Source organism: Mucilaginibacter lappiensis (genome assembly GCF_900155965.1).
Classification (GTDB): domain Bacteria; phylum Bacteroidota; class Bacteroidia; order Sphingobacteriales; family Sphingobacteriaceae; genus Mucilaginibacter; species Mucilaginibacter lappiensis.
The window spans coordinates 52,673-67,671 of the sequence record NZ_FTMG01000024.1; the positions used below are offsets into that span (position 1 = coordinate 52,673).

Here is a 14,999-nt window from a genome sequence, read left to right on the forward strand (position 1 = left end):
CATACACCCTACATCTATTGAAAACAACTAGTTTTAACCCGCGTGATCCGATGAAATTGGATCATGCGGGAAAAAACTAACAGAAAATTTGTTCGTCCGGTGCCAAATACGGAATAATGTTCCTCCGGGCAATTTCTGCAGACGGGGCAAGCGCACTTTAATACCTGTTCTAATTAAAACTAATTAATGATCATGAGAATTTCGTTTTTTTTACCCCTTTTATCCTGCATTATTATTTTATGGACAGTATCGTTTACCAGCTATGGGCAGGAAAAAATTCCGCCGGTCTCTGTGAAGGTGAATCTATTGCAAAGTCAGGCCCCCCTGCCACCGGTATGGGAGTTTTTTGGATATGATGAGGCTAATTATACCTATATGAAAGATGGTCGTAAGCTATTGAGCGAACTTGCCGCATTAAGCCCGGTAAGGGTAAATATTAGAGCTCACAATATGCTAACCTCCGGCAATGGGATTCCTGGTTTAAAATGGAGTTCGACTAATGCCTACACAGAAGATAAAAATGGGAAACCTGTTTATAACTGGAAAATCGTGGACAGTATTTTTGACACATATATTCAACGTGGTATGAAACCGCTTGTGGAGGTCGGATTTATGCCCGAAGCCCTGTCCACCACACCGGGTTCTGTTACCGAGCAGGCTGCTACCGATAAGAGCAATAAACATTATTCCGGATGGGCTTATCCACCGAAGGATTATAAAAAATGGGCCGCGTTAGTTTATCAATGGGTAAAACATTCTATACAACGATATGGAAAGGCAGAGGTAGAAGGATGGTACTGGGAGGTCTGGAACGAACCGGATTTAAGTTTTTATTGGAAAGGAACACCGGAGGAGTACAACAAATTGTATGACTACACGGCCGATGCGGTTAAAAGAGCATTACCTACGGCAAAGGTAGGCGGCCCTGAAACTACCAGTCCCGATGGCAAATCCGGAGGTGAGTATATACGTCAATTTTTGACTCATGTGGTTAGTGGTATCAACAACGCTACCGGCAAAAGAGGCGTGCCTCTTGATTTTATCTCCTTTCATGCCAAAGGTTCGCCCAAACTTGTCGACGGCGTGGTTTGGATGAATATGGGCAACCAGCTAAGAAGCATTGACAAAGGATTTGAAATCGTTTCCTCTATTCCAGCCCTAAAAAATTTACCGATCATCATAGGAGAATCAGACCCGGAAGGTTGTGCCGCGTGTTCAGAAGACTTACACCCCGAAAATGCCTACCGGAATGGCACGATGTATGCCGTTTACACTGCTGCTTCCATGTCACGCACCTACGATCTGGCCAAAAAAAGAGGCGTTAACCTGGCGGGCGTTGTTACCTGGGGATTTGAGTTTGAAGACCAGCCTTACTTTAAAGGATTTAGGGATCTGGCGACTAACGGAATTGACAAACCTGTTCTAAATGTGTTCAGGATGCTGGGTATGATGCGGGGTAACCGGATTGCGACGGAATCCACTTCTATGCAAAACTATATGACCATCCGCGATTCCAGCGTTAGGGGTCAAGAGCCCGATGTGAATACTTTAGCCACTAAAAGTGCCCATTCTGCCGCGGTTTTGGTGTGGAACTATCATGACAAAAATGATATTAATTTCCGCCCGACGCCAGTCTCGGTTACCATAAAAGGGCTTCCGCAACAAAGAGTTTTATTGACCCGATATATTATTGACCAGGGTAACAGTAACTCATTCGCTGCATGGAAAAAATGGGTTCTCCAAAGGCTCCCACGGCAGAGGAATATAAAATACTGGAAGCTGCTGGTCAGCTAAAGGAAGCTTATTCTCCCCAATACATCACACCTGTAAACGGTGAAACGAAAGTCGATTTTGATCTGGAAAGACAAGGAATTACTTTATTAAAAATCATTTGGTAAACTTATTTAAAAAACGGTCGCATGGACTGAAGGTAAAGTATTTTAAGCGGTTAAGGTACAGTGAGACAATATGATAAGACAAGACAGTAGAGGATGCACTTCGAAGTTATTCTACTATTTTTGTTATAACCAATTTAACCTCAAAAACCATATGGCTTGTGCTTACTTTCATTTTTGAATGTAATAAGCATATGTCTAAAGTTTTTAAAGGCGGTTTACTGTATTATTACTTTTTGCATATTTGAAATTGCCGGGTTATCAAGAATAATTTCACCATTAAGAATACAAGAGAATGCTTAGCAGCGTCATTTTTTATTCCATCTTTTTGATTTACTTTTTAAACTATCGCAGGACAAATCTCACATTAGGATACCAGTTCTATAAACTAACAAACCAGGTAACAATTTCTTAAATAAATCCATGAAAAACGAAAATGGTCATGCCGATTCAATTGTCATAATGAACTTGAAAAAGAATGATGACATAGCCATGATCATGCTTTATGAACTATACTGGAAAAAGTTATACTTGTCTGCTTACAAAATATTGAAAGACGAGGAATCCTGCAAGGATATTGTACAGGATGTTCTAATAAAGATATGGAGTAACAGAGCGCAGCTAAGCATTACCACAGGTCTTTATAATTATGCGGCAGCCGCAGTCCGCTACGAAGTATATCGCAAGATAAGAGACTGCAAACGCTACGAACCGATTATTGACGAGATCGTCAATGCACTGCCCATGTCCGTTGACATTGATTCACTAGAGCAAAAAGAATTGGAACTCCAAATTGCATCATTCGTAAGTGCACTTCCTCCAAAGTGCAAGGAGGTATATATATTGAGCAGGAACGAACATCTATCGCACAAAGAGATAGCCGGGAAACTAGCGATTTCTACTAAAACCGTTCGAAATCATCTGACACGGGCATTACAAGAACTACGCGTCAATATTCAACAGCTGTATTTTGTGATCTTCCTCCTGATATTTAAATAAACCATATTAAAATAAATTTTTTTTAGACTAGGACATACCCCACCCTTTTTTACCCTTAGTAATAAAGGGCCAATTGTGATCAGAAAAGAATTCATAAAGTTATTGGATAGGTATTTAGCAGGAAATGCTTCCGAAAAGGAAAAAGAACTGTTAATCAAAATCTATCAGAAGTTGGAAGACCGGAATATTGTGGACAATGAGCAATTGGCGGATATTGATTTACTTGAAACAGAAGTCCTCAATAAATTAAAACGTTCATTAAAGGAACCCGAAGGGTTTTCCGTAAAACAAGATGGACATATCCTAAATCCATTTCGGAAAAAAGCATGGCCGTTGATAGCGGCCAGCTTTCTTATTGCATTTGTCATTACTTGTTCCTATTGGTTATACCAGCGCAACCCGGATGATTTAATCACTGAGGTTGCTAAAAGAGATCCTCAAAATTTTATTATTTGCGTTAACCAGACAAAAGGCGACAAAAAAATTATTCTTTCCGATGGCAGCTATATTATTTTAGGCCAAGGCGGTAAAATTGGTTATAGCAGGACGTTTTCCACTAGCAAGAGGGAGATTTATTTAATAGGTTCGGGCTTCTTCCAAGTGACTAAGGATCACACAAAACCTTTCTTAGTTTATACAGAGCGACTGGTGACTAAGGTTTTGGGAACCAGCTTTCTTGTTAACAATGCACATAATGATACGTCCGCAACCGTAACAGTCAAAACAGGAAAAGTATCCGTTTTCAAAAAATCCAACTTCGTTGCTCAAAACGAGGCACCCGATCTAAATGACGGCATCATTATTACACCCAACCAGCTGGTTGCTTTAAATAGACAGCAGCAGCTTGTTAAAAAAATTACTAAAAACCCGAATATTCTTCAAAAAAACAAAGCCAATTACTTTGATTTTGACGCCACACCAGCAGCTGTTGTTTTCAAAAAACTTGAACAGGCATACGGCATTAAGATTATCTATGACGACGAAAAACTGCGCACGTGTTCGGTCACAGCTCAGATGGGGAATGAAACTTTCGACAAAAAACTAATGCTGATATGTAGTGCCATCGATGCTCGTTACGAAGCCAATAACGGTGATATAATAATTACTTCAAATGGCTGTAATTAACCAATTAAGAAATTAAAAGAAAAGGAGAAACATGAAAATAAAATGACGCTTGTAAAAAAGACAGCTAATGAACCAACATTAACTGCCTTAGAAAGAACCGCAATTCCGATCAAAAAAGTTGCGGATTGTTTAATCCAATTACGAACCGAATCAAACCAAGTAAAAATATGAAAAAAGGATTACCTTTTTCATTAGCTATTGCTATAATGAAAATTTCGATTATACCTGCGATTATTTTAATGTTTGCCCTTTGTGCCCATGCAGGAATTTCTGTAGGTCAGGAAGTGCTTAACAGAAAAATAACTGTGGATATTAAAAACCGGGATGTAACCTATGCCTTTGATAAATTGTCGCATGCGGCCCATGTGAAGTTTATTTACAGTCCCGAGATTATCAAGGCCACCCGAAAGTTAACACTGCGGGAAAACAATAAAGAGTTACACCTCATTTTAGATAAATTATTCAAGTCCCTTGGCCTGAAATATGAATATGTCAACGATTATATTTTAGTGACTAAGAAAAAAGATGAAACAGGTGCCATAGACCAACCGGAGCTTTTGGTTCAGCCTGATCAGGAAATTAAATCAATCAGAGGAACAGTAAAAAACGCAAAAGGCGAAGAATTGACTGGCGTGAGTGTCTTGGAAAAAGGCACACACAATGCGACAACAACGGACGCTGGTGGTAAATTTCAGATCAGCGTTAAGGACGAGAACGCGGTGTTAGTATTTACTTACATAGGATTCACTGCACAGGAGGTTCCTGTAGGAAACAATACCATCCTCGACATTAAGTTAGTTGAGGAATCCAAGGCTCTGAACGAGGTAGTGGTCGTGGCTTACGGCACCAGTACACGCAAGAACAACACGGGTGCCGTTCAAAGTTTGAATGCAAAGGAACTGCAGGACGAACCTGTTGCCCAGTTGACGCAAAAGCTTCAGGGAAAGCTATCGGGAGTGCAGATCACCCAAACGACAGGAACGCCAGGTGCGGGTATGTCAGTGCGGATCAGAGGTGCCGGCTCCATTTCAGCTGGCACCAATCCTTTATACGTTGTAGATGGTTTACCTATTGAAGGAGATATCAGCAATATCAATCCGGATGAAATTGAAAATATTTCCATTCTGAAAGATGCTGCGGCTACTGCTTTATACGGGTCACGGGCTACCAATGGTGTAGTGTTATTAACTACAAAGCATGCAAAAAAAGGACAATCGGTAGTCAGTCTGAATGCGTATGCCGGAGTACAGTCGCTTCCGCAAAAAGGCAGGCCCCAAATGATGGATGCACAGGAGTTTGCTCAATATCAAAAAGAAATTGCGGAACAAAAGGGTCAAACGATTGATCCTGTTTATGCCAATCCGTCGCAGTATGGAGAAGGCACGAACTGGTATGATATTTTATTCAGGAATGCGCAGATCCAGAATTACAGCGTCACGGTTGCCAGCAGTAAAGACAAAACAAATTCCAGTGTCACAGTTGGGTATTTTAACCAGGACGGCGTGCTACTCAATTCAAATTATAAAAGATACTCACTCCGATCAAATACGGATTATCAGTTGAATGATTTCATCAAGATCGGTTTCAATGCAGCACCTTCTGTATCTGTTTCACATTCACCGCAGGCTGATGGTGTCTGGTATAATCAGCCAAGTATTATAGAGGGGGCTATATTAACTACCCCCCTGGCACCTTATAAAAATGCCGACGGTTCAATTCCACTGACGGCAACAGGTCCCGGGCTTTTCCCTAACCCGAACTGGTATAATGTTTTAAATGTTGTAAAACGGGCCACTACAGTTAACCGGGTATTGTCAAATGCTTACATAGAAATAACTCCAATAAAGGATCTGACCTATAAATCATCGATCAACATTGATTTAAATCAAACGCTTTTCAATAATTTCAACCCCTCTACTGCGGGTAAGCTATTTGCAGCTCCGCCGCAACCGATCACAGCAGTTAACCAGAATCAGTTATATTATACCTGGTTAACAGAAAACATCCTGACCTACAAGAAAGATCTGGGTCAACATCATTTTGATGTCCTCGCTGGTTTTACAGCGCAAAAATATCGCCTGCAATCGAGTATTACCAATGCTTCAGATTTTCCTGATGACCTGGTGCAAACTTTGAATGCCGCGAAAACCACCATAACTACCAGCGATGTTCAGGAATGGTCTCTTGTGTCGTATATCGGGAGGTTGAATTATGATTTTGCTGGTAAATACCTGGTATCCGGTTCGATCAGACGGGATGGGTCCTCAAGATTTGGCTCTGATAACAAATACGGAAACTTTCCATCGGCTTCAGTAGGCTGGATCGTGACCAAAGAAAAGTTCATGGAAAGTATCCCACTGGTCTCTTTTTTTAAACTCCGTGGAAGTTATGGAAGTACCGGTAACAATAACATCGGGAATTATACCCAATATGCCAATGTGAGTTCTACAAACTACGTACTTGACGGCAACGTAGTCAGCGGAAGAAGTGCCACAAGTTTGGCTAACAATCAATTAGGGTGGGAAAAGTCAACTACAGTGGATGTCGGAGCCGAGTTCGGCTTTCTGAACGACCGGATTTCCTTCACTTATGATTATTATAGCCGAAATACTAATAATTTGCTTTATTCCGTAGATGTTCCTAGCTCATCTGGATTCAGCAGCCTGATTACCAATATCGGCAAGATCAAGTTCTGGGGACATGAATTTTCAATAACCACCCAGAATATGGTTGATAAATTTAAATGGAGCACGAATTTTAATATTTCCTTTAACAGAAACAAGGTATTACAATTGGGCACAGCCAATGCAGCCATATACGGAGATAATACGATCACGGAAGTTGGCAAACCCATAGGCCAACTCTATGGTTTTGTATTCGAGGGGTTGAACTATACACAGGCTGATCTTCAAAAGTATCCGCAATACATAGGGGCTGCGGTAGGTACAGCAAGGTTTAAAGATGTAAATGGTGACGGAACAGTCACCTTTGATAATAATGACAAGGCGATCATCGGAGACCCGACCCCCAAATTTGTATATGGTATTACGAATAACTTTTCTTACAAAAATTTCGATCTGTCCATTGTTATGGCCGGGCAATACGGCGATCAAATTGCCAATCGGATGTTGGAATTCGCAGGTAACATCGACGGTGTGTTTAATGTTTACAAAGCGGTCGCAAACCGCTGGAAATCCCCATCGGACCCAGGAGCTGGTTTTTACGGTTCTGCGGGGTCGGGCGTATCCGGTTTTGACAGGACGTTTAGCACGAGATATATCAACGGTGCAAGCTTTCTGACTGTGAAAAATATATCACTTGGGTACACCATACCATTGAAACAGAATAAATACATCCGTTCAATCAGATTCTATGCCAGTGGCCAGCAACTATTTGTATTTACCAAATACCCGGGGATCAATCCTGAAGTTGGCGGAACCAGCACCGGCGATCAAGCGTCTGTTTTGAACCTGGGTAATGATTATGCAACCTACCCGGTTCCAAGAACATTCACCTTTGGTGCAAATTTTAACTTTTAAGATTGATATTAATATGAAAGCAATCATGAGAAAATATATAATAGCAGCATCGGTAATATTATTAACTATTACCAGTTGCAAGAAAGATTTCCTGAATCTGACTCCGATAAGCAATATAAGTGCGACCAATTTTTACAAAACCGAAAGCGATTTTACTCAGGCAAATATAGGGGTATATGCTGCTTTACAGGGAGTTTATGGCAATACGGCCCTTCCAGGTTACGGTGCCTGGATCATGGGTGAAATGAGATCCGATAATACGGTTTTTATCTTTAACACGAAAGATGGAGGGCAGCTTGGACGTACTGACGTTGATGAGTTTATAGATAATACCTCACAGATTGCAACGCAATCAAAGTATACCAGTGATTATGTGATTATCGGCCGAGCGAACCAAGTATTAAAAAGCCTGGAAAGTGTAACCTTTAGCGATAGCTCCAAGAATATTTTTAAAGGAGAGTCCTTATTTTTAAGGGCATTAGCATACTTTGATTTAGTACAGTATTTTGGTGATGTGCCTTTACAATTGACCCCTGTAACAACCTATGCTGAAACCCAGACTCCGCGAACAGCTAAAGCGACTGTTTATAATCAGATCCTTGCCGATGCCACAACCGCAGCAGCCCTTTTGCCAGCCAAATCTGTTCAGCAGGCCGGAAGAGCCACTTCAGGCGCGGCAAATATGTTGCTGGCCAACGTTTACATGGTCACCAAGGATTGGGCTAAAGCAGAAACACTTCTGAAATCTATTGTCAGTTCGGGTGGTTATAGCCTGGTTAGCGATTATGCACAGGTTTTTAGCCCGGCAAACAAAAACAATTCCGAATCCATATTTGAGGTTCAATATAGCGATAATGCTTCCGCAGGGGTTTATAGTGTTTTTGCCTACCTTTTTCTACCGACCTTGGCTGATCCTGGCGTAATTCCCGGCTTCCCGAGCAGCGCAACGAACGGAAGCTCAGGCGGTTGGAATACGCCTACACCTGACCTTATCGCTGCATACGAAACCGGCGATAAAAGGAAGGAGGCAACAATTGCAACGGTTACAGTCAGCAATACGACCTATCCTTATTTGAAGAAATATGTACATGGAGCAGCGGTATTTCCAATAACCAACGATAACTGGCCGGTTTATCGTTATTCGGAAGTTTTATTGTTTTTAGCGGAGGCGTTAAATGAACAGGGAAAGACGGGTGAAGCAATTCCGTACATCACCCAGGTGAGAGCAAGGGCCGGCTTAACCCCTATTACGGTTACAGATCAGGCTTCTGTAAGGTTAGCTATTGAACATGAGCGCCAGGTAGAATTTGCCGGTGAAAACAAGCGATGGCTCGATTTGGTTCGGACAGACAGGGCAATTACGGTCATGAACGCCCAGGGCGTGAAGGTAAAAGCTAACCCCGCGGCATATTACTATCCACAAGGTATAGTGCCGTCTCCTGTATCGTACAATGTGCAGGCCTTCAGGCTGATCTTCCCAATACCGAACAGAGAAATAAGCCTTAATCCCAAATTGACCCAAAATCCGGGATATTAAAAAAGTCATGTACAAGCATTGGGAAGATCAATGCTTACGAAATAAATAGATTGCAGGATATGGTTTTGAACAAATTTGAAACCTGTCTTCATAAAGGTGCGATAAGTAAAGCGGTGTATCAAAACTACCTGTACACCGCTTGCCTTACCTCCTCTTTAGCAGCCGACTTTGTTTTAAAGCCAAACCAGAAGGCGGGTCAGCTTTTTTATTTTAAATAAGGTGATTCGCATAAAAGATTAGCCTGAACGAACAACATGAGCTTCTGTATACGGCTTAATTTAAGTTACATAAACCAACAATTAAACTAAAATTTTTATGAAAACTCTATTCTTTACAAGTGGTATAGCACTTGTTTTAACTTTTGGATGCATAAAAGAAAAATCAATATCATCGGCAAAGCCCGCTATAACGCCTAATGTAATAAAGTCATTAACAACAGATGCAACCAGTTCAACATTTGCCTATGGGGCAGATGTAAGCTGGCTCCCGCAGATGGAAGCGAATGGTTACATTTTTAAAAATAGCAGCGGCGTGCAAGAGGATTGCCTGACAATTTTAAAAGAGAAGGGTATTAACGCGGCGAGGTTGCGTACCTGGGTTAATCCGTCGTCTGATCCTGTAAATGGGCATTGCAGCGAAACTGAAACTGTTGCCATGGCGAAGCGATGTAAAGCAGCAGGTTTAAAAGTTGATATAGATTTTCACTTTGGAGATACCTGGAACAGTGTGGGCAGCCAGGTTCCGCCAGCAGCATGGGCGACCATGACCTACACCCAAATGCAATCGGCTATGTATAATTATGTATATCATTTCATGAATGATTTGAAATATAATGGTGTTACGCCAGACTGGGTGCAAATAGGCAATGAAGAAAACCTGGGTATTTGTGGTTATACGGGTAGTATTGCTCATAACCCAGTACAAATGACAGGTTTACTAAATGCCGCTTATGACATGGTAAAAGAAGTGTTCCCGTCAACACTTGTCATCATTCATTTAGCTAAACCGCAAAATCTCGCCAGTATTGAATCATGGTTCGATACTTATCAAGCCAATGGTGGCAAATGGGATGTCTGTGGTTTTTCATCATATGCAAGTAAAACTGATGCACCTAATATCGCGCCAAATTTTGCAACTATACAAGCCAGGTATGGTAAACCGGTAATGATTGTTGAGGTCGGAGGGCCGGAGACAAAGGCGGTTGATACAAAGTCGGTTATAACTACTTATATTAACTATCTGCAAAATAACCTGCCCAGTGGTACCGGGTTAGGTGTATTTTATTGGGAACCTGAAGGATATTCACCATTTACATCTTATACTATGGGTGCCTGGGACCCAACGACAATGCAACCAACTGTGGCCTTAGATGCATTTATTCATTAAAGCCGTTATAAGTTCATTTAACACCAACTGGTTTCAAGGTAAACCCGTTCAGTCAACTGCCAAGACAGTGCATGATGCATGCCTAAAGCTTATTGTTTACATTTAAACATCTACAACGGATTGGATAAACCAATATGAGAAAAACCCTAATCGTCTTTCTGCTGATTTTTTCCGCAGGATCATCATTAGCACAATTGCCTGACAGCATCGCTGAAAATATCAAAGTGATTAAAAAGTATGTATCTCAGGACTATAAACAAATGCTCAAACAACCAACGGGCGTCTTGCTTCACCCTTTTATCACGCCCGGAAGCAAATCCTATGCAAACGTCCTTTGGGATTGGGATTCCTGGTTAAGTGATATTGCCCTTCAACAGATATTGCAGGATGCGGGAACGGTAAGTGATAAGCGCGATGCTTTGCCTTACGAGCAGGGCTGCGTCCTCAATTATCTAGCATATACCGATACTGATGGATATATGCCGATTGAAATCGATATGAGTTCAGAACCCGCGAAAATTAAGCCGGCAGATATTTACAGCACGAACATGCATAAACCCGTAATCGCGCAACATGCCGCGTTTTTGACCAAACTCAATAACGGTGATGCGGAATGGTTGCGTGAAAAATTCAGTTTTATGCAAGCCTTTATCAAAAACTACCAAACACACCATCGGAACCTGGAAACAGGGCTTTTCTTTTGGCAGGATGATCTTGCTATCGGCGTAGACAATGATCCCTCTACCTTTTTCCGTCCCAAGCGTAGTTCAGCTTCCATTTTCTTGAATTGTTTGATGTATAAGGAATTGAAAGCGATGGCCTATTTATCAGATTGTCTGAAGCTGAAAGGCGCCGGTACTCATTATGAACAGGATGCTGAAGCGCTGAAGTCTGCTATCCAACATAACTGCTGGGATGAAAAAGACGGCTTTTATTATTCCGTTGACCTGAACCTGCGGCCCATTACCAATGAACCGTCAATTGTTTTCGGACACCCGTTTGTTTTACATCAGGGGATGCCTCGCACCTACTCCGGTTTAATCCAGCGCATAGGCGTTTGGTCTGGTTTTATGACCATGTGGGCCGGTATCGCTACGCCCGAACAGGCCAAAAGAATGGTTGTCGAAAATTACCTCGACAAACGTACATTCAATGCAAAATATGGCATACGCACCTTATCCAAGCTTGAAAAAATGTATAGCCTCAAAGCCAGCAGTAATCCATCTAACTGGTGGGGCCCGATATGGGGTATATCCAATTATATGACCTACCGTGGCTTGCTGAAATACGGATATAAAAAAGAAGCCATAGCATTAGCCTACAAGACTATTACGTTGTTCGGCGACGATTTCAAAAAAGAAGGGGCTTTGCATGAATATTACGATCCTGATACCGGCGCCCCTATCATGAATAAAGGCTTCCAAAACTGGAATTATCTGGTATTAAATATGATCGATCAGTTAACAGGCCAAAAAACCGTAAAGGAATTTTGATAGGTAGCTCCATAATCTAGTGATTTTGTTACCCTGAAGTTTCCTTGTTTTCACCGGATGGGAACGTCCGGGTTTAAACTCAATTATGATGTAACCAAAATATTGGTTATAAAAATTTATCATGAATATCACCAATTGTCTGAATAATGGTATTTCAGCCCCTTTTCGGAGACAATCTTTTCCTGTGCAAACGATTTGGAAAAAGACAAACTAATCAGCATGCCTGCTAAGATGTTTTTAGCTAATATTTTCATTTAGGTCTGATTTGACTGTAGCTTGAAGCTGACATAAACAAATATACCCGAATTAAAGAGTGCTATATTTATTTCTGGGGGTGCAAATGTTAACCACTAAATAAAAGTATATTACTATTGAATATCACAATCTCTATTGCGGGCTATATTTACGCTTTTTTTTCCAACATTTATTAGACCCGTCTATTTTGAATAAATCTGTAACCTAGTCAGGTGGTCTGGTTTACATGATCTCCAAGCTTGTTCATTCCAACGGAACACAGTTGATTTATTGTTTCAGTAACTGTTCCTGTGCACCATTATGATGGTTAGATACTATTTAATTTTATTTGATAATTATCTCTTTTTCCAGTTTAGCATACATCGTTTCCGTAAAAGAATATTTGTCCTTTTTAATTGTATCCGCTAACAATTTATTTTCCGGTGTGATATGTTCAGCTAAATTTCTATCGCTCCATAAAATCACTTCAATCAAGCTGGGTAAAAAAGTTATGCCTTTGGGAGTTAGAGAATATATGTTAGTTTTTTTGTTGTTAGGAAGCTTCCCCTTTTTAATTATACTGGCCCTTTCCAGATTTGAAAGTCTGTCAGACAAAATATTCGTTGCAATTTTTTCCTCGGAAGCAGCGAATTCGCTGAAAGTTTTTTTACCAAAGAACATCATATCACGCAGAATTAATAGCGACCATTTATCCCCTATTAAATCTAATGCAGAACTGATTGCGCAATTAGATCTGAAACTTAATGTCATAATATTTAAAATTTATTGCTTGCATTTTAAAAGTATTTATTATTATTGCTTGCAATTTGAAATTAAAAATAATAATAAATCTATAAAGATTGAAATGAATTTTCAAAGTATCTGCGGCATAATAGTGGCTGTCTACGATATTGGATCTTAAAGCTGTAATTATGAACAGAGAATCAAAAATCACAATTATTGGTGGTGGCATAGGTGGATTAGTGTGTGCCATTTCATTAAAACAAAAAGGTTTCAATAACATACAAATATTTGAGCGCAGAACGGAAGCACAATCTATTGGTGCTGGTTTTGTGGTATGGGCAAATGCCAGTTGGATTTTGAATAAACTGGCACTTTTAGAGGGGGTTGCTAAGTTGGGGGGAAGATTGAAACAAATGCAACGCTGGACAGACCAGGGAGAATATTTAGGAGCCGTTGATATCACAAAAATTGATCAGGGTATTGGCTATCCGAGCTATGCTGTAAGTCAGGCTGAATTCCAACAATTTTTACAATATAAAGCAAATGAGTTGGGGGTAATAATACGAAATAATCATTCCGTTATTGATATAGAAGATAATAGTCTGGAAAAATATTTTTTAAGATTTGAAGATGGTTCAAAGGTCGAAGCAGACATTGTTATTGGTGCTGATGGTAGAATGAATTCTATAGCCAGAAAATATGTACAAAAAGAAAATAACCCCATTTATCAAAATTATATCAATTGGGTCGGAATTCTTGAAAGCGATAATCCTTTACCGATAGAGAATAATGTACTTGATTACTGGGGCTGTGGCGCGAGATTTGGAATTGTACCCATTAGTAAATATAAGGTGTATTGGGCAGGCTGTAAGGTGTTGTCTCTAAATAGCGTAAATACAGCTGAGACAGATAAAGAGGAACTATTGAATATATTCAATAACTGGCCGGCATTAATTAGAAGAGTAATAAAAGATACGCAAAATCAAAATATTAAACGAATTCCTGTTTTTGATCATAATCCCAATCCTAGTTGGTTTAGGAATAGAGTTTGTTTATTAGGTGATGCTGCCCACGCTTCTTTGCCCACTTCCGGGCAGGGCGCTTGTCAAGCGATGGAAGACGGGTGGCATCTATCCGAGGCAATGGCTGCGTTCCCTACGCTGCCTGAGGTTTTTGATGCATATCAAAATATCCGTTTTGAGAAAACAACAGTAATTACCATCTCAGCACGTGAATTTGCCTTATCACTATTTAATACCCAAGAAGCGTTTTGCTTAAAAAGAAATGATATAGCAAAATCTACGGATTATGAGAAATCAGCTAATGGAATGATTGGGTTATGGTCAAAAAACTTGAAGTAAAATCATTAAGAAAGCCTTCACCCACCATTCATTATATATCATCTAAAATTTCTTCCCTTATGAAAAACCTCCCGGCTATCAGGACTGGGCACTGTAGTTTCATCTGCCCGCGCCAGGGCTAACAGCGGCAGATCATCCAGATTGTATATGGTTAAACCACGCAGCAGGCTATTCAGGTTAAAGCAGCGTTTGGCCACCAAGTGGATCACCTCGCCTTCAATCTGTAATTTTCCTTCTACCATGAATAAACCTGATTGGATGATCAGGTAACGATCTTAAGGAAACAGGAAATTCAAAAAGGCTTCCGGTGGAAGGTTACCGGTAAAAAATTTTGAGTATAGCACAGCAGCTTGATGAGTTGCTGACGTTCGGCGGTCTTTTTGGGTACGGCTGCACGATGCTCAAGTTTTCCCTGGAAAAGATCAACATAGCGCTACACTACCTCGCCCTGCAAAGCAAAGAAGATGAGCAACACTAGGCTTAACCTGCCTAAAAACTTAACCGATTTCATAATAATAATATATATAAACAACGCCGGGTGGCTATTTTATTACCCAGCAATGCAAAGTAAAATCATGTATGAAACATTTCAAACACAAAAAAGCCCTTGACTGATTACTCAGCAAGGGCTTGATTTAAGATTGGGCACCGACCTACTCTCCCACGTTTTACCGCAGTACCATCGG

General features: G+C 40.6%; 11 protein-coding genes. 9 read left to right on the plus strand and 2 right to left on the minus strand.

The features are described 5' to 3' along the window. Nucleotides 1-192: 192 nt before the first annotated feature. From BW976_RS27545 to BW976_RS27575, 7 genes are all read left to right on the plus strand, one after another. Nucleotides 193-1,794 carry a GH39 family glycosyl hydrolase gene (locus BW976_RS27545; RefSeq protein WP_217696304.1) on the plus strand — a complete coding sequence of 534 codons (1,602 nt, stop codon included), beginning with the start codon at nucleotides 193-195 and terminating at the stop codon, nucleotides 1,792-1,794. A gap of 569 nt (nucleotides 1,795-2,363) precedes the next feature. Next, a complete protein-coding gene (locus BW976_RS27550; protein ID WP_175614195.1) occupies nucleotides 2,364-2,894 on the plus strand; it encodes an RNA polymerase sigma-70 factor in 531 nt (176 codons plus the stop codon). 75 nt (nucleotides 2,895-2,969) lie between these two features. Further along, nucleotides 2,970-4,019, plus strand: a complete 1,050-nt coding sequence (locus BW976_RS27555; RefSeq protein WP_076378684.1) for a FecR family protein — start codon at nucleotides 2,970-2,972, stop codon at nucleotides 4,017-4,019. Between the two features lie 206 nt (nucleotides 4,020-4,225). Further along, the gene (locus BW976_RS27560) at nucleotides 4,226-7,558 is read left to right on the plus strand and encodes a TonB-dependent receptor (protein WP_175614196.1); all 3,333 of its coding nucleotides are present in this window, start codon (nucleotides 4,226-4,228) and stop codon (nucleotides 7,556-7,558) included. A 25-nt stretch (nucleotides 7,559-7,583) separates the two neighbouring features. Beyond that, nucleotides 7,584-9,095: a RagB/SusD family nutrient uptake outer membrane protein gene (locus BW976_RS27565; protein ID WP_217696305.1), complete on the plus strand. Its 1,512-nt coding sequence runs from the start codon at nucleotides 7,584-7,586 to the stop codon at nucleotides 9,093-9,095. A gap of 315 nt (nucleotides 9,096-9,410) precedes the next feature. Further along, complete coding sequence (locus BW976_RS27570) at nucleotides 9,411-10,481, plus strand: glycoside hydrolase family 53 protein (RefSeq protein WP_076378688.1); 1,071 nt, start codon at nucleotides 9,411-9,413, stop codon at nucleotides 10,479-10,481. Nucleotides 10,482-10,615: 134 nt separating this feature from the next. Further along, nucleotides 10,616-11,974, plus strand: a complete 1,359-nt coding sequence (locus BW976_RS27575) for an MGH1-like glycoside hydrolase domain-containing protein (RefSeq protein WP_076378690.1) — start codon at nucleotides 10,616-10,618, stop codon at nucleotides 11,972-11,974. A gap of 579 nt (nucleotides 11,975-12,553) precedes the next feature. Here BW976_RS27575 and BW976_RS27580 read toward each other — a convergent pair. Beyond that, entirely contained in the window at nucleotides 12,554-12,979 is a 426-nt protein-coding gene (locus BW976_RS27580; protein WP_076378692.1) for a winged helix-turn-helix transcriptional regulator, read from the minus strand. A 161-nt stretch (nucleotides 12,980-13,140) separates the two neighbouring features. Between BW976_RS27580 and BW976_RS27585 the strand changes: the two genes are divergently transcribed. Further along, nucleotides 13,141-14,313 (plus strand): FAD-dependent monooxygenase, encoded by a 1,173-nt coding sequence (locus BW976_RS27585; RefSeq protein WP_076378694.1) that lies wholly within the window; start codon nucleotides 13,141-13,143, stop codon nucleotides 14,311-14,313. Between the two features lie 38 nt (nucleotides 14,314-14,351). On the opposite strand, the gene BW976_RS27590 is transcribed toward BW976_RS27585, so the two are convergent. Continuing rightward, nucleotides 14,352-14,555 (minus strand): hypothetical protein, encoded by a 204-nt coding sequence (locus tag BW976_RS27590; RefSeq protein WP_076378696.1) that lies wholly within the window; start codon nucleotides 14,553-14,555, stop codon nucleotides 14,352-14,354. Between the two features lie 89 nt (nucleotides 14,556-14,644). On the opposite strand from BW976_RS27590, the gene BW976_RS29625 reads away from it, so the two are divergent. Then, nucleotides 14,645-14,791, plus strand: a complete 147-nt coding sequence (locus BW976_RS29625; RefSeq protein ID WP_175614197.1) for a hypothetical protein — start codon at nucleotides 14,645-14,647, stop codon at nucleotides 14,789-14,791. Nucleotides 14,792-14,999 lie beyond the last annotated feature (208 nt).

What these genes read in the sequence shown, in the direction of transcription:
- BW976_RS27545 (WP_217696304.1), top strand. Translation starts at nt 193, where the DNA reads ATGAGAATTTCGTTTTTTTTACCCCTTTTATCCTGCATTATTATTTTA.
- BW976_RS27560 (WP_175614196.1), top strand. Translation starts at nt 4,226, where the DNA reads ATGAAAATTTCGATTATACCTGCGATTATTTTAATGTTTGCCCTTTGT.
- BW976_RS27565 (WP_217696305.1), top strand. Translation starts at nt 7,584, where the DNA reads ATGAGAAAATATATAATAGCAGCATCGGTAATATTATTAACTATTACC.
- BW976_RS27570 (WP_076378688.1), top strand. Translation starts at nt 9,411, where the DNA reads ATGAAAACTCTATTCTTTACAAGTGGTATAGCACTTGTTTTAACTTTT.
- BW976_RS27575 (WP_076378690.1), top strand. Translation starts at nt 10,616, where the DNA reads ATGAGAAAAACCCTAATCGTCTTTCTGCTGATTTTTTCCGCAGGATCA.
- BW976_RS27580 (WP_076378692.1), bottom strand. Translation starts at nt 12,979, where the DNA reads ATGACATTAAGTTTCAGATCTAATTGCGCAATCAGTTCTGCATTAGAT.
- BW976_RS27585 (WP_076378694.1), top strand. Translation starts at nt 13,141, where the DNA reads ATGAACAGAGAATCAAAAATCACAATTATTGGTGGTGGCATAGGTGGA.
- BW976_RS27590 (WP_076378696.1), bottom strand. Translation starts at nt 14,555, where the DNA reads ATGGTAGAAGGAAAATTACAGATTGAAGGCGAGGTGATCCACTTGGTG.